The organism is Bacillus sp. B28, from assembly GCF_029536185.1.
GTDB lineage: Bacteria > Bacillota > Bacilli > Bacillales > Bacillaceae > Bacillus > Bacillus halotolerans.
In genome coordinates this window covers 2,987,725-3,012,357 of record NZ_CP120511.1, presented here as the reverse complement: position 1 = coordinate 3,012,357, position 24,633 = coordinate 2,987,725, and the positions used below count along the sequence as shown (strand labels likewise).

Sequence of the window (24,633 nt, the reverse complement as noted above, 5' to 3'; positions counted from 1 at the left end):
AAGATTTGCTATACACTTGATAAAAAAGGAAAAAGTGCGGTGAGTCCATTGTTTAAACTTTTGCTGATAGAAGATGATAAATCGCTGTTTCATGAAATCAAGGAGCGCTTAACGGGATGGTCCTATGATGTATACGGCATACAGGATTTCAGCCAAGTAATGCAGGAATTTGCGTCAATCAAACCTGATTGCGTCATTATTGATGTTCAGCTCCCTAAATTTGACGGGTTTCATTGGTGCCGGCTGATCCGTTCCCGGTCAAATGTTCCGATTCTCTTTTTATCCTCTCGTGACCACCCTGCTGATATGGTCATGTCGATGCAGCTGGGAGCGGATGACTTTATTCAAAAGCCGTTTCATTTTGATGTGCTGATTGCGAAAATCCAAGCGATTTTCCGGCGCGTGCATCATTATAATACGGAGCCGAGCACGATCAAAACATGGTGCGGGGCTGCCATAGACGCGGAGCAGAACCTCGTCAGCAATGACGAAGGCTCTGTTGAACTGACTAAAAATGAAATGTTTATTCTAAAACAGCTAATAGTACAAAAAAACAAGATCGTCAGCCGGGAAGAGCTGATCAGAAGCTTGTGGAATGACGAGCGTTTTGTCAGCGATAATACGCTGACCGTCAATGTCAACCGCCTGCGGAAAAAACTGGACGAACTGCAGCTTGGAACATATATCGAGACGAAAGTCGGCCAAGGCTACATGGCGAAGGAACAGGATCATTTCTATGATTAAAGCATTCCTCATCGAAAGACGAAGCTGGATTGCCGCATTTTTGCTGCAGCAAATTCTGATTTTGCTGATTGCTTTTGTCGATCCGTCTATTCCATTTAAAAATGTTCTTTATATTGTTTATTTGTGTGTCCTGATCTTTGTTGTGTTTGTTATTATCCGTTTTCGGAAAGAAACCGCATTCTATAAAAGCCTCGAAGAATGGGAAAATAATCTTGATGTCACAGCCATAAGTGAACCGGAGACGCCGTTTGAAGTGATGATTGAAAATAGCCTCACCGGACAAACGGAACAATTGAAGCAATCTGCATTGCGGAATCGCTTGGCATTAGAAAATGAAAAAGATGAACTGATGGCGTGGATACATGAGGTCAAAACGCCATTAACAGCGCTGCATTTAATCATCGATCGTATGGAAGACCCATCATTAAAATCCCAGCTATCGTATGAGTGGCTGCGCATCCATCTGCTTCTTGATCAGCAGCTTCATCAAAAGCGCATGTCCTTTATCGAAAATGATCTGTCTTTAGAGATGATCAAGCTTAAGCCCTTGATTATCAAAGAGATCAGAGACTTGCAATCGTGGTGTATACAGAAAGGAATCGGTTTTGACATTCAGCTGGAGGCAGAGGAAGTCTTAAGCGATGCGAAATGGCTGGCCTTTATCATCAGGCAGTTGCTGACCAACGCCGTAAAATACAGTGAAGCCGCTGATATTGTGATCAACAGCTATGAAAAAGACGAACGGAAGGTTCTTGAGGTGAAAGATTTTGGACGGGGCATTGACAGGAAAGATGTCTCACGAATTTTTGATAAAGGGTTTACATCTACAACCGATCATCATAATCAGTCTTCTACAGGCATGGGGCTGTATCTGGCGAAGAGAGCCGCAGGACCGTTGCTGATCGATATCGATGTGCATTCAGAGCTTGGGGATGGAACAACCTTTACTTTAACCTTTCCGAAACGAAATCAATTCGAACGTGTCATTAGCGTGTGACGAAAATGTCACATGCTTTTCTTTTTTGTTCGCCTAATCGAAGGAAAAGCCCGGCAATCCTTTTTATAATAACAGTATCCAATATAAAGGAGACTACGGAAATGATGATTTTAGAAGCGAATAAAATTCGAAAAAGCTATGGTAACAAGCTAAATAAACAGGAAGTGCTGAAGGGCATCGATATTCACATTGAAAAGGGCGAATTCGTCAGTATTATGGGTGCTTCAGGGTCAGGCAAAACGACTTTGCTTAACGTTCTGTCCTCGATTGATAAGGTCAGCCAAGGAACGATCAATATTAACGGAAACGAAATGACGTCCTTGAAGGAAAAGCAGCTGGCTGAATTTAGAAAACAGCACTTAGGCTTTATCTTTCAAGATTACAATTTGTTAGACACATTAACAGTGAAAGAAAATATTCTTCTGCCGTTATCGATCACGAAAATATCAAAAAAGGAAGCAAACCGCAAGTTTGAGGAAGTGGCCAAGGAATTGGGAATTTATGAATTGCGGGATAAGTATCCGAATGAAATTTCCGGCGGCCAGAAGCAGAGAACATCCGCCGGGAGAGCGTTTATTCATGACCCGAGCATTATTTTCGCTGATGAACCGACCGGCGCGCTTGATTCGAAATCGGCCTCTGATCTATTAAACAAGCTGAGCCAGCTCAATCAAAAACGCAGCGCCACCATTATTATGGTTACCCATGATCCCGTTGCAGCGAGCTACTGCGGCAGAGTCATTTTTATTAAGGATGGCCTGATGTATACGCAGCTGAATAAAGGGGGCCAAGACAGGCAGACGTTTTTCCAGGATATCATGAAAACACAAGGCGTGTTAGGCGGGGTGCAGCATGAACATTAATCAGCTCATTCTGCGAAATCTGAAAAAGAATATCAGGAATTATTATCTCTATGTGTTTGCTTTAATCTTTAGTGTGGCGCTTTATTTCGCATTTGTCACACTCCAATATGACCCGGCCATTAATGAAGTAAAAGCTTCCATTAAAGGCGCCGCGGCTATTAAAACCGCTTCAATTTTGCTTGTGGCTGTTGTATCAATCTTTATTTTGTACGCTAATACCATTTTTATTAAAAGGCGGAGTAAAGAGATCGGGCTGTTTCAATTAATCGGAATGACAAAGCACAAAATCTTTCGTATCTTAAGTGCGGAAAATATCATGCTGTATTTCGGCTCGTTAGCCATCGGGGTTTTTGCCGGATTTTCAATCTCAAAGCTTGTGCTCATGATCTTGTTCAAAATCGTCGATGTCAAAGCTGATGCGAAACTGCATTTTTCTGGGCAAGCTTTGGTTCAAACAATCATTGTGTTCTGCGGCATTTACCTTTTGATTATGATCATGAATTATACGTTTATCAAAAAACAAAGCATTTTATCTTTGTTTAAAGTAACATCTTCCACTGAGGATAAAGTGAAGAGAATCTCTTTTTTTCAGATGCTGATCGGGGCGCTGGGCATCGTGTTGATTTTAACGGGATACTATGTGTCTTCCGAGCTGTTTAGCGGAAAATTCAAGACCATAAATGAACTGTTTTTCGCAATGAGTTTTATCTTAGGGTCCGTCATTATCGGGACGTTTCTCTTTTATAAAGGATCGGTTACGTTTATCTCGAACATCATTCGGAAAAGCAAGGGCGGGTACTTGAATATCTCAGAGGTTCTGTCACTGTCATCGATTATGTTCAGGATGAAATCGAACGCTTTGCTGCTGACAATTATCACAACCGTTTCAGCGCTCGCCATCGGGCTGTTATCTCTTGCTTACATCTCGTATTACTCGTCGGAAAAGACCGCTGAACAAAATGTAGCGGCTGATTTTTCATTCATGAATGAGAAAGATGCCAAACGATTTGAAAGCAGTTTGAGTGAAAATGACATGGCGTACGTCAAAAAAGAAATGCCTGTCCTGCAATCTTCTTTTGATCTCACAAATATCATGGATGGAACTCCGAAAGAGATGCAGGGCGATCCCAGCAATATGCAGCTTGCTGTTGTTAGCGACAAAGATGTAAAAGGAGTCGATGTGGCGGCTGGGGAGGCGGTTTTCTCAGGATACACTGATTTGCTGCAAAAAATAATGGTTTTAAAAGACTCCGGCAGCATTAAAGTCAAAAGCAAGAATGAGACACAATCATTACACTATAAAGGATTAAGAGAAGAGTTTCTTGTATCCTACACGTTTACAGCCGGGGGAATGCCCGCAGTCATAGTGGATGACAACCTGTTTAAACAGCTGAATAAAGATAAAGACCCTCGCATTCAGCTGCCGCAATCTGAATTTATCGGCATCAATATGAAACATGGAGATCAGCTTGAAAAAGCAAATGAGCTTTTTCAAAAGGTCAACAAGAAAGATCTGCATTTATCAAGGATGGATACAAGTATTGCGCAAAAATCTCTTTTTGGTATGGTCATGTTCATCGTTGGTTTCTTAGGATTAACATTTCTCATCACCTCGGGGTGTATCCTTTACTTTAAACAAATGGGTGAAAGTGAAGAAGAAAAACCGAATTATACCATCCTAAGAAAACTCGGTTTTACACAGGGAGACCTGCTGAAGGGGATACGCATCAAGCAAATGTATAACTTCGGCATTCCATTGGTGATCGGCCTCTTTCACAGTTATTTTGCCGTTCAATCCGGCTGGTTCTTATTCGGATCAGAGGTATGGTCGCCGATGATTATGGTGATGGTGTTATATACTGCACTCTATTCTATTTTCGGTATTCTGTCGGTTCTTTATTATAAAAAGGTGATTAAGTCGGCATTGTAAAACAGTAAAAGCTCCAGAGAAACTGGAGCTTTTTTGTTTATCGTTTCGGCGCCCGATACCCGGCTGCCTCAGCCTCTTTAACTGAACAAAACATTTCAGCAGGGTCTGTCGTCCGGTCATAGTATGTACTGCCCGGCGTATGATAAATGCCGTTTTTGCTGCCTTTGATAAGACAGCCTTCTGCTGTATCAGCTGAGCTGATTTCGTTGCTTTTATTTGTGCTGGTTGAAGAATGTTCACTGTTTTCTTTTGTGCTGGCTGTTCGGTTTTGTGCCTCTTTTAATTGCTTTTCAAGTTTTGTTTTATCTTGTTGAAGGGTTTCATTTTCAGCCTTTGCTGTTTTGGTATCATCTTTGAGCTGTTTTTGTTTTTCTTGAAGTTCTTTATTTTCTGCTTTTAATGATTTCTGAGTCTTTTTTAGTTCACTATTTTCTTTCTCCAGCTGCTTGAGCTTGTCTTGATCTTTTGTGTCGTCTTTCAGTTTCTTTGCTTCAGAGCTGATGGCTTCATACTCTTTCTCAAGTGCTTCATGCTCTTGTTTAAGACTTTTATATTCAGTGTTTAGTGCTGAATATTTTTTATCGGCATTTGCTGCGGCAGCGTCAGGTTCTGACAAAGCTGCTCCGGTGAAGAGCAGAATGAGACCTCCAATAAAAAGCGGCCAAAAGAGTTTTTTAGAGAATCGTTTTTCTTTTTTCAGCACATATCTGACGAGATGGTACACTCCATAGCCAAGCGAAAAGAGAAATACAAAAAAACCGAGGAATGCGAATGCCATTTCCATGAAAATTACCCCTTTTTCTATTTATTTTACAATTTTCGAACAATATTTGTTAGATTTTTTCACACTCATCTGTTGAAAAATATGAGATAGACAGATAGAATGAATGTGCTATGATAACTGGATTCGTACGGAGCCTGTTGAGGTTTCCGTTTTTTCATGAGCTTTTATAGATAAGAAAGGGGGATCAGTATGCCGCGCGCATTGAAAATTTTAGTGATAGGGATGTTTATTAATGTGACAGGGGCATCCTTTTTATGGCCGCTTAACACGATCTATATTCATAATCATTTAGGAAAGTCGTTAACGGTCGCGGGGATTGTCCTTATGCTGAATTCCGGCGCCAGTGTGGCAGGGAATTTATGCGGCGGGTTTTTGTTTGATAAAATCGGCGGGTTCAAATCCATCATGCTCGGAATTGCGATTACGTTAGCAAGTCTGGTGGGTCTCGTCTTTTTTCATGATTGGCCGTTTTATATAGTGCTGCTTACGATTGTCGGGTTTGGTTCGGGTGTTGTTTTTCCGGCCAGTTACGCAATGGCTGGATCAGTGTGGCCTGAAGGGGGAAGAAGGGCATTTAATGCGATTTATGTCGCGCAAAACGCAGGTGTTGCCGTCGGTTCTGCGCTTGGCGGCGTGGTGGCATCTTTCTCGTTTTCATACGTATTTTTGGCGAACGCTGCGCTGTATGTGGTCTTTTTCTTTATCGTATATTTCGGATTTCGAAACATTCAGACGAAGGATGTGTCTCAAACGTCTGTGCTTGATTATGACGCTGTAAGCAGCAAAGCGAAATTTACGGCTCTGGTCATATTGAGCAGCGGGTATGTGCTCGGATGGCTCGCATATTCTCAATGGTCTACCACCATTGCATCGTACACGCAAAGCATCGGAATGTCTCTTTCTTTATATAGTGTGCTGTGGACGATTAACGGAATTTTAATTGTGGTTGGACAGCCGCTTGTCAGCTTTTTTGTGAAAAAATGGGCTGAGTCGCTGAAAGCGCAAATGATCATTGGTTTTGTCATTTTTATTGTGTCTTACAGCATGCTGCTGACTGCGAAGCAATTTCCAATGTTTCTGGCTGCCATGGTGATCTTGACCATCGGGGAAATGCTTGTTTGGCCTGCCGTGCCGACGATTGCCAATCAGCTTGCGCCTAAAGGGAAAGAAGGGTTTTATCAAGGGTTTGTGAACAGCGCTGCGACAGGTGGCAGAATGATAGGGCCTTTGTTCGGAGGAGTGCTCGTCGATCATTCCGGCATTCACGCTCTTGTTTTATCACTTTTGGTTTTGCTTATGATCAGCATAGCCACGACGATTTTATACGACAAACGGTTAAAATCAGCTGATAAAGCGAATAAGCAAGCCTCAGTTTCTTCATAAGAAAGATCCCGCCGGATGAGCGGGATCTTTTTACATAATCGGAAGCACGTTCACGGCATCCTTTACATTAGAATATGTTTTCAGCGATGAGAAATTGGCATCCAGTTTATTCATCTTCATGGCCAATTCGGGCTTAATGCCGGTAATGATTAATTCGGTTCCGGTCAATTTCAGCAAATGGCTCAGCTTGAAAATCTGGTCGGCGGTTTGTTCATTTACTTGTGCCAATCCTGATAAATCAATGATCAAATAATCATCTTTGGATGTTGATAAGATATTCGTCAATGTGCTGACGATGGAATTAAATCGCTCCTCTGTCAGGTTGCCGACTAGCGGAAGAGCCGAAATGCCGTTGCGAATCGGCACAATAGGAGTTGAAAGTGCAGTAATTTCTGTGAGGGAATCCTCGAGAAGCTTTTCATACTCTTTTTGCTTGGTAATGTCTTTTTGAATTCCGACAAAATAGGTTTTGTCTTCTATTTCCAGCGGATCAATATTTAACTCATTCCAGAACATCGTTCCGTCTTTTTTGTAGTTTTGAATCTGAACTGTAACCGGTTCTTTATTTTGTAAACCGGCTCTGATGCTGTCCACTTCACCAGCGTCTGTATCTTTTCCCTGTAAGAAGCGGCAGTTCTTCCCTAAAATTTCCTCGGCCTCATAGCCGGTCATTTGAACAAAGCCTTGGTTTACGTAGACAATCGGATTATCTTCAAGTGAAGGATCTGTAATCACTACGCCGACTCGCGCGTGATCAAGCGCTTTTTTGATGACGTCCAGCTGTCCTTTTATTCCGAATGATTGAAAACTAGCCATATAATTCCCCCTTAGGCCGCCAGCTTGCTATGCGAAAGCCTGATATTCCCCTTTTTTTAATGAATTCTACAGTAACCGTAGCACAACACATGTTCTGATTCAAGCAAGCGCAGTTTGCTGTTTGTCATTAGGGCTTGTCCTCGTATACACTAAAAATAAGAACAGACTTTGAACATATGAACGGAAAGGTTTCTATATGCTAACTAGGTGACTAGGTCAATGTCACTGGGTGAAAAATGAATCTAATGCATCAAGCTTACCGATCATGTGTTCACATATAATGGAAGAAACAAGCTTTTTTCAGATTTGCCAGTATGTAGATATCGAAAATCATCGGAATCGTTTAAGGGGGCTGGATGGCCTGAAGTCGCTTTACGAAATAAGGGCTTTAGGAAGGTGATGATGAAGATGCTGCATCAGGTACTTATTGCTTGTGTAATTGGAGGAATCATGGGGATTCTCGGTCATGTGAAAAAGAGAGGCAGGCTGGAGAAGCCCAGAATGACGAAGCGGTTTATCTACCTTGGATTTTTGGAAGATTGGTTTATCGGCATGACAGCTTCCATTTTACTTGTATTATCCGCTGACCCCGATTCAGGAATTCAACTTGTCATCTTATCCATTATCTCAGGCTACGGCGGTGAAGCTGTTCTCAGAAGCTTTGATTTTGTAAGAGAAATGAACAGCGGCGGCGAACCGGCCGAGTCGAAACGTCAAACCAAAACTCCACCAGAATAATTGTCCTCAATCTTCGCCCGTTCAGGGTACATTCCCATTGTATACAAACCTGCTTGCACTTATGAACAGAATTCTATAAAATACAGTTAAGATTACGGTTGCGATAAGAACAATGAAGAGGAGCAGTAAGAAGCAGATATTGTTTCAGAGAGTTGACGGCTGGTGAAAGTCAATCAAGTTTGTTTCCGAACTCACCTCAGAGTTGCAGCGGTGAAAAGCCGCTGACGCATAACTGCGTTAAAAGTATCAAGTGAGTGCGGCGTCTGCCGCGCTAACGAGGGTGGTACCGCGGGAAAACGAAAGTCTCTCGTCCCTTTTAGGGATGAGGGAGTTTTTTTTAGTTTGGGAATATTCTGAATATAATTGTCCCTTTCGCGTCAATACTTGAACCATAAAACGCCGTATTCAATCAGAAGGAGGTTTTTACTTTGAGTTTTCAGCACAAAGAGATAGAAAAGAAATGGCAAAATTATTGGCTGGAAAACAAAACATTTGCCACTCTTGATCATAATGAGAAACAAAAATTTTACGCGCTGGACATGTTTCCTTATCCGTCTGGAGCGGGTCTGCACGTCGGACACCCTGAAGGCTATACAGCGACGGATATCCTCTCCCGCATGAAGCGCATGCAGGGGTATGACGTTCTTCATCCGATGGGCTGGGACGCATTCGGTCTGCCGGCTGAGCAATACGCTCTCGACACCGGGAATGACCCGGCAGTGTTTACGAAGCAGAATATTGATAATTTCCGCCGCCAAATTCAGGCGCTCGGTTTTTCATATGATTGGGATCGTGAAATCAACACGACAGATCCTGAATACTATAAATGGACACAATGGATTTTCTTAAAGCTTTATGAAAAGGGCCTTGCTTATGTTGATGAGGTGCCGGTAAACTGGTGCCCTGCACTCGGTACGGTTCTTGCCAACGAAGAAGTCATCGACGGAAAGAGTGAACGCGGCGGCCATCCGGTCGAAAGACGCCCGATGAAGCAGTGGATGCTGAAAATCACAGCTTATGCGGACAGGCTTCTTGATGACTTGGAAGAGCTTGATTGGCCGGAGAGCATTAAAGACATGCAGCGCAACTGGATCGGCCGTTCTGAAGGTGCGCACGTTCATTTTGGCATAGACGGACATGATGAATCATTTACGGTGTTTACAACAAGACCTGATACATTGTTTGGCGCTACATACACTGTACTTGCTCCGGAGCATGCATTGGTAGAAAAAATCACAGCTGCTGAGCAAAAAGAAGCTGTTGAAGCTTATATCAAAGAAATTCAATCAAAGAGTGACCTTGAGCGCACGGATCTCGCGAAAACAAAGACAGGCGTCTTCACGGGAGCTTATGCGATCAATCCTGTAAACGGTGAAAAACTGCCGATCTGGATCGCAGATTATGTTCTTGCTTCATACGGAACAGGTGCAGTCATGGCTGTTCCCGGTCACGATGAGCGTGATTTTGAATTCGCCAACACATTTGGCCTTCCAGTCAAGGAAGTCGTGAAAGGCGGAAATGTTGAGGAAGAAGCGTACACAGGCGACGGAGAGCACGTAAACTCTGACTTCCTGAACGGACTTAATAAACAGGAAGCGATTGAAAAAATCATCGCTTGGCTGGAAGAAACGAAAAACGGTGAAAAGAAAGTCACTTACCGTCTGCGCGACTGGCTCTTCAGCCGCCAGCGTTACTGGGGCGAGCCGATTCCGATCATTCATTGGGAGGACGGAACGTCAACAGCTGTGCCGGAGGAAGAACTGCCGCTGATTCTGCCGAAAACAAACGAAATCAAACCGAGCGGCACCGGCGAATCACCGCTTGCGAACATTAAAGAGTGGGTTGAAGTAACAGACCCTGAAACAGGGAAAAAAGGAAGAAGAGAAACGAATACAATGCCGCAATGGGCGGGAAGCTGCTGGTATTTCTTGCGCTACATTGATCCGCACAATTTGGATCAGCTGGCATCACCTGAGAAAATGGAAAAATGGCTTCCGGTTGATATGTATATCGGCGGCGCGGAGCATGCTGTGCTTCACCTTCTGTATGCCCGTTTCTGGCACAAGTTCCTTTATGATATCGGTGTAGTGCCGACGAAAGAACCGTTCCAAAAGCTGTATAACCAAGGAATGATTCTCGGTGAAAACAACGAGAAAATGAGTAAGTCAAAAGGGAACGTTGTCAACCCTGATGAAATCGTTGCATCTCACGGCGCTGATACACTGAGATTGTACGAAATGTTCATGGGACCGCTTGATGCTTCAATTGCCTGGTCTGAATCAGGCTTAGACGGCGCACGCCGCTTCCTTGACCGCGTATGGCGCCTGTTTGTTGAAGACAGCGGTGAGCTTAATGGCAAAATCGTTGAAGGCGCCGGTGAAACATTGGAGCGCGTCTATCATGAAACAGTCATGAAAGTGACAGACCACTATGAGGGCCTGCGTTTTAACACAGGTATTTCTCAGCTGATGGTCTTTATCAACGAAGCCTATAAAGCGTCAGAGCTGCCGAAGGAATATATGGAAGGCTTTGTGAAGCTTCTTTCTCCTATCGCGCCTCACCTCGCGGAAGAGCTGTGGGAGAAATTGGGCCATAGCGGTACGATTGCATATGAGGCTTGGCCTGTATATGATGAAGCAAAACTTGTTGACGACGAAGTTGAAATCGTTGTTCAGCTGAACGGAAAAGTGAAAGCGAAACTACAGGTTCCTGCAGATGCGACGAAGGAACAGCTCGAACAGCTTGCTCAAGCAGATGAAAAGGTCAAAGAGCAGCTTGAAGGCAAAACCATTCGTAAAATCATCGCGGTGCCTGGCAAGCTTGTCAATATTGTGGCAAACTAATCCTGGAAAAATCCCCTTTTTCAAAAAGGGGATTTTTTTCATCAGTCTCTGAATAGCAATCGTCCAGCTGACTTTGATATACTGAACATGATTATTGGTGAATAGGAGTGTTTTCTTTGGAAATAAAAGAAATCAGCACAGCTGCTTTGAAAGAAAAAATCGAGGCGGATGAAGAATTGTATTTGATTGATGTCAGAGAAGATGAAGAGGTTGCGGAAGGCATGATCCCGCAAGCGGTTCATATTCGCATGGGGGATATTCCTGAAAAAATGGACACCCTCGATAAAGACAAAGAGTACACTTTTATCTGCCGATCAGGGATGCGCAGCATGAATGTCTGCAGGTATTTGGATGAGCAAGGCTTTAAAACAGTCAACGTAGAAGGCGGCATGATGGCCTGGGAAGGCGAAACGAAACCGAAAAACTAGGGGAGAGATCACCCCTAGTTTTTTTATTTGTATGCTGGAAGCCAATCGCCGTGCGCTTCAAATAAATCATCACACATAGAAATAATGTCATTGATGGACAGCTCCGCACTTGTATGCGGGTCAAGCATGGCTGCCTGGTAGACAGCTTCTTTTTTTCGTGTAACAGCAGCTTCAATGGTCATCAGCTGTGTGTTGATATTCGTTCTGTTTAATGCTGCGAGCTGCTCAGGCAGTTCTCCGGCAAAGCACGGGGTTATTTTTTTTCTGTCGGCGACGCATGTCACTTCGACTACCGCTTTGGAAGGAAGGTTTGTGATGAGTCCGGTATTTAAGACGTTTCCTCCGAAGGTGAACGGATGATTCGTTTCCATTGCTTCTATTATTCTTGAGCCATATTCCTTTGAGCGTTTATGGGTGAGGTTTTTATTGTTAACAATGTCATCCCTCATTTTCTCCCAATCTTCTATCTGTTTCACGCATCTTCTTGGATATTCGTCCAGCGGGATCTGCAGCTCGTTGATCAATTCAGGATAATTCCGCTTAATAAAATAAGGATGGTATTCTGCGTTGTGCTCTGATGATTCCGTGACGTAATAACCGAACTTATCCATCAATTCAAATCGCACCATGTCATGATGCTTTGTTTTTTGCTTTTCTCTCGCTCTCTTTTTGATTTCGGGATATAAATCAGCGCCGTCCTTTTTCACTTCCAACAGCCATGCCATATGATTGATGCCTGCGATTCGTTCTTCAATCCCGTCGTGCTCCATACCGAGAGATCTAAATAAATCTCTTGTGCACACTTGGACGCTGTGGCACAGCCCGATCGTTTTCACATCTGTATAGCGAAGCAGAGCGCCAGTCAGGGAGGCCATTGGGTTTGTATAGTTTAAAAACCAAGCGTCGGGACACATTTCCTCAATATCTCTTGCGATATCAAATAACACGGGGATTGTCCTGAGTGATCTGAATATCCCGCCGATGCCCACCGTGTCGGCAATCGTCTGACGCAATCCGTATCGTTTAGGAATCTCAAAATCGATGACTGTGCTTGGTTTATAGCCTCCGACCTGAATGGCATTAATCACATAGCCCGCTTGCTGCAAAGCCAGTTTTCTGTCGTCATAGCTGTTGATAACCACGCTCGGATTATAGCGGTCTCTCAAATTTTCGAGCATAAGCTGAGATTCCTGCAAGCGTTTTGGGTCAATGTCGTAAAGCGCAAATTCAAATCCATTTAACGCCTCCGTTAACAAGCAGTCTCCTAAAACATTTTTTGCGAAAATTGTGCTCCCTGCACCGATAAATGTGATTTTTTTCATGTCGGTTCCTCCTTTAATTCATTATCCTTTTACCGCGCCTGATGACAGCCCGGCAATAAAGTATTTTTGCAGCGCCAGAAACAGAATGACCATCGGCAGCATTGCCATGATGGCAGCCGCGGCGACCAAATGCAGATTGTTGGCGTTTTCTCCGAAAAAACCGGCCATTGCGACAGTAAGTGTCTGCACCTTCTGATCCTGTAAAAAGAAAATCGCAAATTGATAGTCATTCCATATAAAGACACAGGAAATAATACAGATGGTGGCAGTGATCGGCTTCAGCAAAGGAAATACGATCGTAAAAAAGATTTTCAGCATTCCCGCTCCATCCATTCTTGCCGCTTCTTCAAGCTCTTTTGGAATGGTTGAACGGATAAAGCCGGAATACAAAAACACGGTTAACGGCATATACGCCGCTGTATTGATCAAAATGGCGACTGCGTGTGTATTAACCATGCCGGCGTCCACGACCATTCTGTACAAAGGCACCATGGACGTTAACGGAGGGATGATCATAATTGAAATCAGCAGCGCGAAAACGGCTTTATTCAGCTTGGTTTCCCGCCGGGCAAGAGGGTAGGCGGCCAGTGAGCCGAATATGATTAACAACAATGCCGAAACGCCTGTGATGATGATTGTGTTGATAAACGAGTTGCCAAGTGAAGCGCGCTCCCATGCCTCAGAAAAATTTTGAAAGGAAATATCAGCCGGAAACAGCCATTTGGAACTGTAATCTCCTTTTGCTTTCAATGAAGTGGTCAGCAGAATGTAAAAAGGAATGAAATGCGCACAGGCTACAATGGCAGCGAGAAGTGTAATAAAACGCAGTTTGTTTGAGTGGGCGGCTCTCATGACATTTCCGTCTCCTTTCTTTTAAAGTACGCAAGCGCGCAAAAGCTGATGATCAAAATGACAAATGCCATAAATATGCCTTGTGTCGCAGCATAGCCGGCATCCTGCCGTTTAAAATACAGGTCATACATAAACGTTGACATCGATTGCGACGCGTTTCCGGGTCCGCCTGCAGTGAGCGCAATTATCACGTCAAACAGCTTTAAGCCCCCAATAATGTTAATGACCATATTGATCGTGATCGAGGGCATTAACAGCGGCAGGGTGATGCCGAAAAACTGCTGGCGCCGTGTCGCGCCATCCATTTCCGCTGCTTCGTAGTAATCTTTCGGAATGCTTTGCAGGCCTGCCAAATAGACAATCATGGCGATGCCGACATATTGGTACGTGTTAATCATGACGATGATCCATGGGTTCGAAGACGGACTGGCGAGCGCGTTGATCGTGGTGATGCCGAAAACGCCAAGCAGGTCATTAAGCGCGCCTCCTTCATAAGAAAAGAAAAAGTACCAAATGTAGCCCATAATGAGCGGACTGATCATAACCGGCAAATACACAATGGTTCTTGTTATCGCTTTCATTTTTATGCTTTGATTTAGCAGCAGGGCGTACAGAAGCCCAATGACGTTTTGAAAAAAGGTGCTGCCGAGTCCGTATAGCAGCGTGTTTTTTAAGATATGCCATGTGTCGGGATCAGCAAACAGCCTTTCATACTGAGCGAAACCGACCCACTGATAAACTTGAGAAAATCCGTTCCAGTTTGTGAAAGTGATAAAAGCGCCTTTTACAAACGGATAAATCATGAAGATCAAAACGGAGAGCAGAGCCGGAACATACATCCACCAAAGTGAGGATTGTTTTTTCGGCTTGACCTGTTTCACATGAACATCTCTTGCAATCTCACTCATTGTTTTCAGCTCCCTGTGTTTCAGATTGCTCCCGGAGTCGTTTATATTCTCTTCCCAGCTTTTTAGAAATCTCGTTGGGCGTCAAAATGTCTGCCGCAAGCTCCTGGCCGACCGTTCCCATCACATCCCACATCCCGTTCGGCAGGTACAATCGGTCGAAATAGGGCTCGACTTTCATATTCTGATAATGCTGATAGTCTTTGGCATAGAAAATATCAGCTTTTACATTGGTCAGCCCTGAAGGAAGAGATGTGGCTTCAGCCATTTCTTTGGCATGGGCGGGACGAGCCATAAAGGCGATAAATTGCTTTGCTTCCTTTAAATGAGGCGAGTCTTTCCATGCTGCCAGGGTATAGCGCTCGCCTCCAATCCATATCGGGTCATCATCGGAGTGAATAGCTGGTGTCGGAATAATCCCAACCTTTACATTCGGGTTAATTTGGGCGACGTCTTGTCCGAGGGTGCCGCCCTGCATGGTAAAAGCAATTTTGTTTTGAGCCATTAACTCAATGAGCTGTGATTTTTTTGCTGTTACGGCATCGATATTGATGAGTTTTTCTTTCTGCATTTGTTTAAGGATATCTGAAAGATAAGTAAATTTGCTCCAATTGAAGGTGCCGTCAATGAGCTGTTTCTTTTCATTATGGGCAGGGTCTGTGATGAGAAGAGGTGTTGCGAATTGGTCGTAATATTGGGCGAAAGAGCTTTTGTCATATCCGGCGAACCAGAAAGGAACGATTTCTCCATTGCTTTTTTCTTTAATCGTTCTCAGTGCTTTTATAAAGTCATCCATCGTTTCCGGCGGATCAATGCCGAAACGGTCTAACATATTGCGGTTGTATGCCAGGCCGTCCTTTGCCTGGTTGATCGGATATGCGTATACCTTTCCGCTTTTGTTTTTAAGGATGCTGTTTAAATTTGGATCAAGATTCTGAGTCCAGTTCATATCCCGGAGATCAGCTGTATACTCCCCGTACCTGATTTTCCCCCAGCCATGAGTATCAAAGAGATCAGGCAGATCATTGGCGGCCATTCTGACACGCATCATATTTTCATAGTCATTGCCTGGGAAATGAATGCTGACGCGAATGCCGCTTTCCTTTTTGAACGCTGAGGCTAGTTTTCTGAATGTATTTCTTTCACTGTCCGTTGACATCGTAGAATAAATGGTTAACGTCTTTTTGCCCGTATCTGGAGCGCTTTCTTCAGATGAGCAGCCCGGCAGAATCAGCAGAATAAGAGAGAGAAATAAAACAAATATGCGTTTCATCTTTTCCTCCTTATGATCTTGATGAACGTTTGTCTTGCGTCACCTCCTTAGCTGTGTATCCGCAGCTTTGCCTGATGATCAGTGTTGTCGGCAGGGTGACTTGATGAGGAATTGTTCGGCCGTTAAAGCGATCGAGAAGCTGTTTTACGCCTGTTCGGCCCATTTCCTCTGTATGCACTTTCACGGTGGTTAAGGGTGTGCTTGCAAACTCGGCCTCTTCAATGCCGTTAAAGCTGACAATGGCTGTATCCCGCGGCACATGCAGATCGGCTTCCCGAAGTGCTTTCAATGCGCCGATGGCCATAGAATCACTTGCGATAAAAAAGGCTTCCGGCAGCTTGCCTTGAGTGATGGCTTTTTTCATCAGGCGATAGCCCTCGCGCATGCTGTAATCGCCGACCAGTACGTGTTCAGGCTGAGGATGGGCGGACTGCAAAAAGGCAGTCTGGCGTTTGTCTTCAATTGTTCTGCGAATGCTTTGGCCGTCCCTCAGTGTATGCTCCTTCTCCTGCCCGCCGATATAGCCTAATCGTTGGTAACCTAAATCGAAAAGGTGATCAATTGCCTGGCGTGCGGCGGCTTCAAAATCAATCCCAATCGAGTCGTATATCTGCGGATCGGGAGAATGATTGATAAATACGGCATGCTCCAATCGGCCGCTGATATGCTGAACGGCTTCGTCATGGACACGGCCGATAACAATAATACCGTCTAATTCCCGAAAAATATGCTCCTGGAAGGAACCGAGATGGATGGAGTTTGTAATGAAAATTTCCTGTTCAAAGCATTCTTTTTCAATTCCTTTGCGAATAGAAGAAAAATAAGGATCCTGCCGTTCTTCATCGGGAGATAAGCAGCTCAGCACCCCGATAAGCGGCTGGGCGCGCTGTTTTTGTCCGCGGGCTTTTCGGCGTTTAGCGACAGTTTGATAGCCTAGCTCTTCAGCGATACTGATCACTCTTTGTCTCGTTTCACCAGCCACAGAAAGCGAATGATCTTCATTTAAAATTCTCGAAACAGTAGCATTTGAAACGTTCGCTTTTAAGGCGATATCTTTTATACGAACCATGGTTACTCCCTTTCATTTGAATGAGATTTACTAAAACAAAAGAAATATTTTACTCATACGTTTTTGATAAATTGATACTATCATATTAAAGTAAGCGGTTACAATAATGGATTTCAGAATATTTTGTTATGTTTAGTAAAAGTTTAGTAAACCACGATTTTTGTTTCTGTATGCTGTGTGAAAAATAAAGGGAATAACAAATCCGTCTCGTACATTGAAGATAAGCGAAAAAGGAAGGGTGATGGGATGAGTAACGAAAAAAGAGAGCTGCTGTTTCGATTGCTTGGTGATTTGCCTGATCGGAAGCATACGGGGGCGGAAACGCTGCGTATTGAGGAAAAAGAGGGATATATAATTGAAACGCTGCTGATTGATATAAATGGGCTTGAAAAGGTGCCTGCATATTTTGTGAAGCCGAAAGCCGCAAAAGGACGGTGCCCGGTTATATTATTTCAGCATTCGCATGGCGGGCAGTATGAGCGGGGAAAAAGTGAACTGCTTGAGGGAGCGGATTATTTGAAAACGCCTTCTTTCGCTCGGGAGCTGACTTCTCTCGGATATGGCGTATTGGCAATCGACCATTGGGGATTTGGAGACAGACGGGGCAAATCAGAAAGCGAGATTTTTAAAGAGATGCTTCTGACGGGCAGGGTGATGTGGGGCATGATGATGTACGACAGTATAAGAGCCATTGATTATGTGCAGAGCCGCCCTGATATTCAGCCTGACAGAATCGGAACGATCGGCATGTCTATGGGGGGCTTGATGGCTTGGTGGACAGCGGCGCTTGATGAACGGATTAAGGCATGTGTGGATTTATGCAGTCAGGTTGACCATCATGTACTGATTGAAACACAGAACCTTGACCGGCATGGCTTTTATTATTACGTTCCGTCTCTTGCCAAGCACTTTTCTGCATCAGATATCCAAAGCCTGATCGCACCGCGCCCGCACCTTAGTCTTGCCGGCATACATGATCGGCTGACACCCGCTGAGGGAGTGAACAAAATCGAAAAAGAACTAACAGCCTTGTACGCTGAAAAAGGGGCTTCTGATTGTTACCGTATGGCGCGCTCCGCTTCAGGGCATTTTGAGACAGCTATGATGAGGCATGAAGCTCTGCGGTTTTTGAAAAAGTGGCTGTGACAGTGAAAAAGAGTAGGCTTTACGTGTTTTTCTGAAATGGTTCTAAACAGGTAAGGAGGCGAGCATCTGCCCGTCTCTTCTTTTTCTAGTGGAAATACAGTTATCAGGAATATACATGATAAATAGATTTTGTTTATGAGGAAATGGCGTTCTGATATTGACAGAATTGTGTATACATAATAGTATTCTATTTGTTAACCTTAATTTATAAATGGTTAACAAATAGTCTGCTTTCTTCTGTAATCAAAGCTGAAAGGGCGAGAAGGTATGCAAGAAGAAACATTTTACAGTGTCAGAATGAGAGCTTCTATGAATGGGTCTCACGAAGATGGAGGAAAGCATATATCCGGCGGAGAACGGCTCATCACGTTTGATAATATGAAACGTACGGTGAATGCCTTATTAGAAAAAGGGTTATCTCACTCTAGAGGAAAACCGGATTTTATGCAAATACAATTTGAAGAGGTTCAAGAGCCGGTTAAGAAGATTCATCCATTACCAATGAAGACAAATGAAGTAGAATCCCCGGAAGAGGGACAAAGTCTTGCCCGATTCTTATTGGAGAGAGCGGGTGTTCCAAGAAAAGTGGTTGAAAAAGCATATCAACAAATTTCTGAATGGTCAGGTATCAGGGGAGCGGTGGTGTTTGATATTCACACTGGCAAACGGGTTGATCAAACACACGATAAAGGTGTACGGGTGTCCAGAATGGATTGGCCCGACCTCAATTTTGAACAATGGGCACAACGCTATGGCGCACCATCAAACCCAAGGATAAAAGAGGCCCTTGCACTTGCTTCAAAGGTGAGTGAGCATCCGGCAACTGTTGCAGAATTATGCTGGTCAGATGACCCTGATTACATAACAGGCTACGTCGCGGGTAAAAAATTGGGCTATCAGCGTATTACAGCAATGAAAGAATACGGGACTGAAGAGGGCTGCCGAATCTTTTTTGCTGACGGCTCTGTAAATGTAAACACATACATAAATGATCTCGAGAAGCAGCCTATTTTGATAGAGTGGGAGGAAGATGATGACTCAAAATGTGATAGAAAAAAGTAAAAAACATCTTTGGCTGCCTTTTACTCAAATGAAAGACTATGATGAACATCCCTTGATCATCGAAAGCGGCAACGGAATCAAAGTAAAAGACATAAACGGCAAGGAATATTATGACGGCTTTTCCTCCGTTTGGCTTAATGTGCACGGGCACCGCAAAAAGGAATTAGATGAGGCCATCATAAAACAGCTTGGAAAAATTGCTCACTCCACATTATTGGGCATGACCAACGTTCCGGCGACTGAACTTGCCGAGACATTAACCGAGATCAGTCCGGAGAAGCTGACGCGTGTTTTTTATTCAGACAGCGGTGCAGAAGCGATGGAAATTGCTCTAAAAATGGCGTTTCAATATTGGAAGAACATCGGAAAGCCTGAGAAACAAAAATTTATTGCAATGAAAAATGGGTATCACGGCGATACGATCGGTGCCGTCAGTGTCGGTTCAATTGAACTGTTCCACCACGTCTATGGCCCGTTAATGTTTGATAGTTATAAAGCTCCGATCCCTTATGTATACCGCTCGGGAAGCGGCGATCCTGTGCAGACCCGTGATGAGTGTCTCTATGCGCTTGAACAGCTGCTGAAGGAACACCATCACGAAATTGCAGCACTTTCGATTGAATCAATGGTTCAAGGAGCATCCGGCATGATTGTGATGCCGGCAGGATACTTGGCAGGTGTGCGCGAGCTTTGTACAGCTTACGATGTCTTAATGATTGTTGATGAAGTTGCCACTGGTTTTGGGCGTACGGGGAAAATGTTTGCATGTGAGCACGAAAATGTTCAGCCTGATCTAATGGCTGCCGGCAAAGGCATTACAGGAGGCTATTTGCCGATAGCCGTCACCTTTGCCACCGAAGACATCTACCATGCATTCTACGATGAGTACAAAGAACAAAAAACCTTTTTCCACGGTCACTCCTATACAGGAAACCAGCTTGGCTGTGCGGTTGCTCTTGAAAACCTGAGATTATTTGAATCTGAAAACATCGTTGAACAAGTTGCGCAAAAAAGTAAAAAGCTCCATTTACTTCTTCAAGACCTGCATGCTCTTCCTCACGTTGGGGATATTCGGCAGCTCGGCTTTATGTGCGGCGCAGAGCTTGTTCAGTCAAAGGAAACCAAACGGCCTTATCCTGCTGATCGGCGGGTAGGGTACAAAGTTTCTTTGAAAATGAGAGAGCTCGGGATGCTGACGAGACCGCTCGGCGATGTAATTGCATTTCTGCCTCCTCTTGCCAGCACAGCTGAAGAGCTCGAAGCAATGGTTTCTATTATGAAAGAAGCGATCCAAGAGGTAACCAGCCTTGAGCACTGACAGCTGGTTAAGCCGCCGGTTAGACAAAGCGAAGGGAGCCGGCGTATACCGTACACTGCGAACAATGAACGGGCCTCCAATTCCGGAGGTGACGATTGATGGCAAAAATCAAACGGTCTGGTCGTCAAACAATTATTTAGGTCTCGCAAACCATAACCGCTTGGTCTCTGCAGCTCAAGAAGCACTGCAGCAATTTGGAGCAGGAAGCACCGGCTCGCGTTTAACGACGGGCAATTCGATCTGGCATGAAAAACTCGAAAAAAAGATTGCCGGCTTTAAACGGACAGAAGCGGCTTTACTGTTTTCAAGCGGCTATTTAGCCAATGTCGGTGTCCTTTCTTCGTTACCTGAAAAAGGGGACGTCATTTTAAGTGATCAATTAAATCATGCAAGTATCATCGATGGCTGCCGCCTGTCTAAGGCTGATACGGTCATTTATCGCCATATCGAAATGGCTGATCTTGAAGAAAAACTGAAAGAAACACAGCGGTACCAGCGCCGTTTTATCGTAACAGACGGGGTATTCAGCATGGATGGCACGATTGCCCCTCTTGATCAGATCATCTCCCTTGCTAAACGCTGCAATGCTTACGTGATCGTTGATGATGCGCATGCAACAGGTGTTTTGGGCGAATCAGGAGGAGGGACGAGTGAACATTTCGGTGTTTGTCCTGACATTGTCATCGGCACGTTAAGCAAAGCTGCCGGAGCGGAAGGGGGGTTCGCTGCAGGTTCAGCGGTATTCATCGACTTTCTGCTGAACCATGCCAGAACGTTTATCTTTCAAACCGCTATTCCGCCGGCAAGCTGTGCAGCTGCCCATGAGGCGTTAGACATCATTGAAGCCAGCAAGGAAAAACGGCAGCTTTTATATTCTTATATCCAGATGATCAAAACGAATCTGAAGCACATGGGCTATGTGGTGAAAGGGCATCATACACCGATTATTCCGGTGGTCATCGGCGATACCCGAAAAACCGTCACGTTTGCTGATAAACTGCAGGACAAAGGAATCTATGCCCCTGCCATTCGTCCGCCGACCGTTGCGCCAGGAGAAAGCCGTATCCGATTAACCATCACTGCTGGGCACAGTATGAGGAATATTGATCATTTGCTGGAAGCATTTCGTTCAATCGGAAAGGAGCTGAACATCATTCCATGAGAGGTTTTTTTGTAACCGGAACAGATACAGAAGTGGGGAAAACGGTGATATCCAGCGGTCTAGCAGCCTTATTGCGGGAAAATAAGATGGATGTCGGAGTATTTAAACCATTTCTAAGCGGGATCTCCCCTCATCATCCAGAGAGCGATACAAGCCTGCTGAAAGAGATGTCACAAACGAGTCTTTCACATGAAGAGATTACGCCTTTTGCATTCAAAGAGCCGCTAGCTCCATACGTTGCAGGAAAGCTGGAGGGAAAGGCTGTCAAAATGGAAGAGGTCTTACGCCATTGGGAGCGGATAAGAGAAAAACATGAATGCTTCATCGTAGAAGGTGCGGGCGGGATTTCTGTGCCATTGGGAGAGGATTTTTTAGTCAGTCATGTCATAAAAGCGTTACAGCTTCCAGTGATTATTGTGGCACGCCCTCATCTTGGAACGATTAATCACACCTTTTTAACTGTTCAATATGCCAAAAGCATGGGCCTTCCAATCGCCGGAATCGTCATCAATGGAATCAGTGATTCTCCAGATCATGATGAAAAAACCAATCCTGAAATGATTGAGAGCCTATGCGGTGTGCCGCTATTAGGAGTGACGCCAAAGCTGATAAACACAACAAAAGAAACGATTCAGAATATGGTGAAGAACCATATAGATTTATCATTACTGATCAATCGAGTGGGGGCATGAAAATGAATCAATGGATGGAACTTGCAGACCGGGTGCTGGGCGGAGCAGAGGTGACCAACGAAGAGGCGCTTTCGATTTTAAACTGTCCAGATGAAGACATCTTGCTTTTGATGCATGGAGCTTTTCACATCAGAAAACGGTTTTATGGAAAAAAAGTAAAGCTCAATATGATTATGAATGCAAAATCAGGGCTCTGTCCGGAAAATTGCGGCTATTGTTCCCAGTCTGCCATTTCAAAAGCGCCGATTGAGAGTTACCGGATGGTGAATAAGGAAACCCTTCTGGAAGGCGCAAAGCGGGCGCATGATTTGAACATAGGTACATATTGTATCGTGGCAAGCGGCAGGGGGCCGTCCAACAGAGAAGTGGATCAGGTCGCAGAAGCGGTACAGGAAATAAAAGATACGTATGGACTGAAAGTTTGTGCGTGTCTCGGATTGTTAAAGCCGGAGCAGGCGAAGCGGCTGAAAGAAGCCGGAGTAGACCGCTATAATCATAATGTCAATACATCACAGAGAAATCATTCAAACATTACCACGTCACATACGTATGAGGACAGGGTCAATACGGTTGAGATTGCAAAAACCTCCGGCATGTCTCCATGTTCAGGCGCCATTATCGGAATGAAGGAAACGAAACAGGATGTCATCGATATCGCACAAAGCTTGAAGGCCCTTGACGCTGATTCCATTCCGGTGAATTTTTTGCATGCGATTGACGGCACACCATTAGAAGGCGTAAATGAATTAAACCCGCTGTATTGCTTAAAAGTGCTGGCGCTGTTCCGTTATATCAATCCGTCAAAAGAAATCCGCATTTCTGGTGGAAGAGAGGTCAATCTCCGTTCATTGCAGCCATTGGGGCTGTACGCCGCCAACTCCATCTTTGTCGGAGATTATTTAACGACTTCCGGACAGGAGGAGACGGAGGATCATAAAATGCTGAGTGATTTAGGATTTGAAGTAGAATCGGTCGAAGAAATGAAAGCCAGTTTAAGTGCAAATAGCTGAAAGCAAGAATAGAAGCAATCGGTGTCATGTCGATTGCTTTTATTTTTATGGAGTCAAAATGATGATGTCAGAATCATGAGAGGGAGCATATGACAAATTCAATTTCACTTACACCTTCTGCATTTTTTAAAAACCCTTATCCTTTTTACGATACATTACGTTCTGCACACCCTTTATATAAAGGGAATGTTTTAAAGTATCCAGGCTGGTATGTCACGGGATATGAGGAAGCGGCAGCAATTCTGAAAGATACCAGATTCAGAACACGTGTCCCGCTGCCTGAGACCTCTATAAAATATAAGGATTTGAATCATGTCCAGAAGCAGATGATGCTGTTTCAGAATCAGCCTGATCACAGGCGCCTGCGTATGCCGGTCAGCGGGGTATTTACTCCGAGAATGACAGAGGGCTATCGCCCATTTATAAATGAAACTGTCCATCATTTGCTTGATCAAGTGCAAGGGGAAAAAAAGATGGAGCTGATTTCTGACTTTGCTTTTCCTTTGGCAAGCAGCATTATAGCTAAGATCATAGGTGTGCCGGCAGAAGGAAGGGATCAATTTAAAGAGTGGGCGTCAAGCCTTGTTCAAACGATTGATTTTACCCGATCAAGAAAGGTGTTAACAGATGGCAATCAGATCACTGTAATGATGAGGGAGTATTTTAGAGAGCTTATTCAAAAACGAAAACAAAAACCGCAGCATGACGTGATCAGCATGCTGCTGAAGGAAGGACAGGCTGATAAGCTGACGGAGGAGGAAGTGGCATCAACGTGTATATTGCTTGCGATCGCCGGACATGAAACAACAGTGAATCTCATCAGCAACTCACTTCTTTGTCTGCTGCAGCATCGAGAACAGCTTTTGCAGCTCAAAGAAAACCCAGCTCTGATTCATACCGCAGTTGAGGAATGTTTACGTTATGAAAGCCCTACACAAATGACAGCCCGTGTTGCGTCAGAAGATATTGAAATGAATGGCGTAACGATTCGACAAGGGGAGCATGTCTATATTCTGCTGGGGGCTGCCAATCGAGACCCAAAAGTATTCGCGCATGCCAATGAATTCGATATCACCAGAAGCCCTAATCCCCATCTTTCATTCGGACAGGGCCACCATATTTGTATAGGTTCCTCGCTGGCACGGCTAGAAGCACAAATTGCAATCAACACTCTTCTGCAGCGCATGCCCGGCCTGCAGCTCGCTGTTTCTGAAGTGCGATACCGGAAGCTAATTGGTTTTAGAGCGCTTATGGAGCTGCCGGTTATTTTTTAATGAAGGCTAAAGGAAGCCATGT

The 24,633-nt window shown here is 44.4% G+C and carries 22 protein-coding genes and 1 other annotated feature; of the genes, 15 read left to right on the top strand and 7 right to left on the bottom strand.

The window, feature by feature from the left end:
- The first annotated feature begins 48 nt into the window (after nucleotides 1-48).
- The 4 genes from P3L57_RS14960 (at nucleotide 49) to bceB (ending at nucleotide 4,534) form a co-directional block, all read left to right on the top strand.
- Nucleotides 49-744 (top strand): two-component response regulator BceR, encoded by a 696-nt coding sequence (locus tag P3L57_RS14960; RefSeq protein WP_059335666.1) that lies wholly within the window; start codon nucleotides 49-51, stop codon nucleotides 742-744.
- Nucleotides 737-1,741 (top strand): sensor histidine kinase, encoded by a 1,005-nt coding sequence (locus P3L57_RS14955; protein ID WP_069487029.1) that lies wholly within the window; start codon nucleotides 737-739, stop codon nucleotides 1,739-1,741. Before P3L57_RS14960 ends, P3L57_RS14955 begins: the two co-directional genes overlap by 8 nt.
- 101 nt (nucleotides 1,742-1,842) lie before the next feature.
- Nucleotides 1,843-2,604 carry a bacitracin ABC transporter ATP-binding protein BceA gene (gene bceA / locus P3L57_RS14950; RefSeq protein WP_044153733.1) on the top strand — a complete coding sequence of 254 codons (762 nt, stop codon included), beginning with the start codon at nucleotides 1,843-1,845 and terminating at the stop codon, nucleotides 2,602-2,604.
- Nucleotides 2,594-4,534, top strand: coding sequence for a bacitracin ABC transporter permease BceB (gene bceB, locus P3L57_RS14945; RefSeq protein WP_069487030.1), 1,941 nt, complete (start codon nucleotides 2,594-2,596; stop codon nucleotides 4,532-4,534). The genes bceA and bceB overlap by 11 nt, the downstream gene beginning before the upstream one ends.
- A 37-nt stretch (nucleotides 4,535-4,571) precedes the next feature.
- Here bceB and P3L57_RS14940 read toward each other — a convergent pair whose 3' ends face one another.
- On the bottom strand, nucleotides 4,572-5,318 hold the full coding sequence (locus P3L57_RS14940) for an LMBR1 domain-containing protein (protein WP_069487031.1): 747 nt from the start codon (nucleotides 5,316-5,318) through the stop codon (nucleotides 4,572-4,574).
- Nucleotides 5,319-5,507: 189 nt separating this feature from the next.
- On the opposite strand from P3L57_RS14940, the gene P3L57_RS14935 reads away from it, so the two are divergent.
- Complete coding sequence (locus P3L57_RS14935; protein WP_044153739.1) at nucleotides 5,508-6,701, top strand: MDR family MFS transporter; 1,194 nt, start codon at nucleotides 5,508-5,510, stop codon at nucleotides 6,699-6,701.
- A 30-nt stretch (nucleotides 6,702-6,731) separates the two neighbouring features.
- On the opposite strand, the gene ytvA is transcribed toward P3L57_RS14935, so the two are convergent.
- The gene (ytvA, locus tag P3L57_RS14930; protein ID WP_044153740.1) at nucleotides 6,732-7,517 is read right to left on the bottom strand and encodes a YtvA family blue-light photoreceptor; all 786 of its coding nucleotides are present in this window, start codon (nucleotides 7,515-7,517) and stop codon (nucleotides 6,732-6,734) included.
- A 402-nt stretch (nucleotides 7,518-7,919) separates the two neighbouring features.
- Between ytvA and P3L57_RS14925 the strand changes: the two genes are divergently transcribed.
- The 3 genes from P3L57_RS14925 to P3L57_RS14915 all read left to right on the top strand — a co-directional run bounded on the left by P3L57_RS14925 (nucleotide 7,920) and on the right by P3L57_RS14915 (nucleotide 11,526).
- Nucleotides 7,920-8,255, top strand: coding sequence for a DUF4257 domain-containing protein (locus P3L57_RS14925; protein ID WP_003223352.1), 336 nt, complete (start codon nucleotides 7,920-7,922; stop codon nucleotides 8,253-8,255).
- A 103-nt stretch (nucleotides 8,256-8,358) separates the two neighbouring features.
- Nucleotides 8,359-8,573, top strand: a binding site (T-box leader).
- A 110-nt stretch (nucleotides 8,574-8,683) separates the two neighbouring features.
- Nucleotides 8,684-11,098, top strand: a complete 2,415-nt coding sequence (gene leuS, locus P3L57_RS14920) for a leucine--tRNA ligase (protein ID WP_069487032.1) — start codon at nucleotides 8,684-8,686, stop codon at nucleotides 11,096-11,098.
- 116 nt (nucleotides 11,099-11,214) lie between these two features.
- The gene (locus tag P3L57_RS14915) at nucleotides 11,215-11,526 is read left to right on the top strand and encodes a rhodanese-like domain-containing protein (RefSeq protein WP_044153745.1); all 312 of its coding nucleotides are present in this window, start codon (nucleotides 11,215-11,217) and stop codon (nucleotides 11,524-11,526) included.
- A gap of 23 nt (nucleotides 11,527-11,549) precedes the next feature.
- Here the strand turns inward: P3L57_RS14915 and melA are convergent, their stop codons facing one another.
- The 5 genes from melA to P3L57_RS14890 are packed head-to-tail and all read right to left on the bottom strand — an operon-like array spanning nucleotide 11,550 to nucleotide 16,947.
- Nucleotides 11,550-12,848, bottom strand: coding sequence for an alpha-galactosidase MelA (gene melA, locus P3L57_RS14910; RefSeq protein WP_069487033.1), 1,299 nt, complete (start codon nucleotides 12,846-12,848; stop codon nucleotides 11,550-11,552).
- Between the two features lie 21 nt (nucleotides 12,849-12,869).
- The gene (locus P3L57_RS14905) at nucleotides 12,870-13,700 is read right to left on the bottom strand and encodes a carbohydrate ABC transporter permease (RefSeq protein ID WP_069487034.1); all 831 of its coding nucleotides are present in this window, start codon (nucleotides 13,698-13,700) and stop codon (nucleotides 12,870-12,872) included.
- Nucleotides 13,697-14,608: a carbohydrate ABC transporter permease gene (locus P3L57_RS14900; protein ID WP_069487035.1), complete on the bottom strand. Its 912-nt coding sequence runs from the start codon at nucleotides 14,606-14,608 to the stop codon at nucleotides 13,697-13,699. The genes P3L57_RS14905 and P3L57_RS14900 overlap by 4 nt, the downstream gene beginning before the upstream one ends.
- Nucleotides 14,601-15,878 (bottom strand): ABC transporter substrate-binding protein, encoded by a 1,278-nt coding sequence (locus P3L57_RS14895; RefSeq protein WP_069487036.1) that lies wholly within the window; start codon nucleotides 15,876-15,878, stop codon nucleotides 14,601-14,603. Before P3L57_RS14895 ends, P3L57_RS14900 begins: the two co-directional genes overlap by 8 nt.
- Before the next feature lie 10 nt (nucleotides 15,879-15,888).
- Nucleotides 15,889-16,947: a LacI family DNA-binding transcriptional regulator gene (locus tag P3L57_RS14890; RefSeq protein WP_024122556.1), complete on the bottom strand. Its 1,059-nt coding sequence runs from the start codon at nucleotides 16,945-16,947 to the stop codon at nucleotides 15,889-15,891.
- Between the two features lie 246 nt (nucleotides 16,948-17,193).
- Between P3L57_RS14890 and P3L57_RS14885 the strand changes: the two genes are divergently transcribed.
- The 7 genes from P3L57_RS14885 to bioI all read left to right on the top strand — a co-directional run bounded on the left by P3L57_RS14885 (nucleotide 17,194) and on the right by bioI (nucleotide 24,611).
- On the top strand, nucleotides 17,194-18,093 hold the full coding sequence (locus P3L57_RS14885; RefSeq protein ID WP_069487037.1) for a dienelactone hydrolase family protein: 900 nt from the start codon (nucleotides 17,194-17,196) through the stop codon (nucleotides 18,091-18,093).
- 267 nt (nucleotides 18,094-18,360) lie between these two features.
- Nucleotides 18,361-19,155 (top strand): 6-carboxyhexanoate--CoA ligase, encoded by a 795-nt coding sequence (gene bioW / locus P3L57_RS14880; protein ID WP_069487038.1) that lies wholly within the window; start codon nucleotides 18,361-18,363, stop codon nucleotides 19,153-19,155.
- Nucleotides 19,127-20,473 carry an adenosylmethionine--8-amino-7-oxononanoate transaminase gene (gene bioA / locus P3L57_RS14875; RefSeq protein ID WP_059335619.1) on the top strand — a complete coding sequence of 449 codons (1,347 nt, stop codon included), beginning with the start codon at nucleotides 19,127-19,129 and terminating at the stop codon, nucleotides 20,471-20,473. The genes bioW and bioA overlap by 29 nt, the downstream gene beginning before the upstream one ends.
- A complete protein-coding gene (gene bioF, locus P3L57_RS14870) occupies nucleotides 20,463-21,635 on the top strand; it encodes an 8-amino-7-oxononanoate synthase (protein WP_069487039.1) in 1,173 nt (390 codons plus the stop codon). The genes bioA and bioF overlap by 11 nt, the downstream gene beginning before the upstream one ends.
- Nucleotides 21,632-22,327, top strand: a complete 696-nt coding sequence (gene bioD / locus P3L57_RS14865; protein WP_069487040.1) for a dethiobiotin synthase — start codon at nucleotides 21,632-21,634, stop codon at nucleotides 22,325-22,327. The genes bioF and bioD overlap by 4 nt, the downstream gene beginning before the upstream one ends.
- 2 nt (nucleotides 22,328-22,329) lie before the next feature.
- Complete coding sequence (bioB, locus tag P3L57_RS14860; RefSeq protein WP_044153769.1) at nucleotides 22,330-23,337, top strand: biotin synthase BioB; 1,008 nt, start codon at nucleotides 22,330-22,332, stop codon at nucleotides 23,335-23,337.
- Nucleotides 23,338-23,426: 89 nt separating this feature from the next.
- Nucleotides 23,427-24,611, top strand: a complete 1,185-nt coding sequence (bioI, locus tag P3L57_RS14855) for a biotin biosynthesis cytochrome P450 (protein ID WP_059291805.1) — start codon at nucleotides 23,427-23,429, stop codon at nucleotides 24,609-24,611.
- Nucleotides 24,612-24,633 lie beyond the last annotated feature (22 nt).

Coding starts and splice junctions, on each gene's coding strand:
- P3L57_RS14955 (WP_069487029.1), top strand. CDS start 737: ATGATTAAAGCATTCCTCATCGAAAGACGAAGCTGGATTGCCGCATTT.
- bceA (WP_044153733.1), top strand. CDS start 1,843: ATGATGATTTTAGAAGCGAATAAAATTCGAAAAAGCTATGGTAACAAG.
- bceB (WP_069487030.1), top strand. CDS start 2,594: ATGAACATTAATCAGCTCATTCTGCGAAATCTGAAAAAGAATATCAGG.
- P3L57_RS14940 (WP_069487031.1), bottom strand. CDS start 5,318: ATGGAAATGGCATTCGCATTCCTCGGTTTTTTTGTATTTCTCTTTTCG.
- P3L57_RS14935 (WP_044153739.1), top strand. CDS start 5,508: ATGCCGCGCGCATTGAAAATTTTAGTGATAGGGATGTTTATTAATGTG.
- ytvA (WP_044153740.1), bottom strand. CDS start 7,517: ATGGCTAGTTTTCAATCATTCGGAATAAAAGGACAGCTGGACGTCATC.
- P3L57_RS14925 (WP_003223352.1), top strand. CDS start 7,920: ATGAAGATGCTGCATCAGGTACTTATTGCTTGTGTAATTGGAGGAATC.
- melA (WP_069487033.1), bottom strand. CDS start 12,848: ATGAAAAAAATCACATTTATCGGTGCAGGGAGCACAATTTTCGCAAAA.
- P3L57_RS14905 (WP_069487034.1), bottom strand. CDS start 13,700: ATGAGAGCCGCCCACTCAAACAAACTGCGTTTTATTACACTTCTCGCT.
- P3L57_RS14900 (WP_069487035.1), bottom strand. CDS start 14,608: ATGAGTGAGATTGCAAGAGATGTTCATGTGAAACAGGTCAAGCCGAAA.
- P3L57_RS14895 (WP_069487036.1), bottom strand. CDS start 15,878: ATGAAACGCATATTTGTTTTATTTCTCTCTCTTATTCTGCTGATTCTG.
- P3L57_RS14890 (WP_024122556.1), bottom strand. CDS start 16,947: ATGGTTCGTATAAAAGATATCGCCTTAAAAGCGAACGTTTCAAATGCT.
- P3L57_RS14885 (WP_069487037.1), top strand. CDS start 17,194: ATGAGTAACGAAAAAAGAGAGCTGCTGTTTCGATTGCTTGGTGATTTG.
- bioW (WP_069487038.1), top strand. CDS start 18,361: ATGCAAGAAGAAACATTTTACAGTGTCAGAATGAGAGCTTCTATGAAT.
- bioA (WP_059335619.1), top strand. CDS start 19,127: ATGACTCAAAATGTGATAGAAAAAAGTAAAAAACATCTTTGGCTGCCT.
- bioD (WP_069487040.1), top strand. CDS start 21,632: ATGAGAGGTTTTTTTGTAACCGGAACAGATACAGAAGTGGGGAAAACG.
- bioB (WP_044153769.1), top strand. CDS start 22,330: ATGAATCAATGGATGGAACTTGCAGACCGGGTGCTGGGCGGAGCAGAG.
- bioI (WP_059291805.1), top strand. CDS start 23,427: ATGACAAATTCAATTTCACTTACACCTTCTGCATTTTTTAAAAACCCT.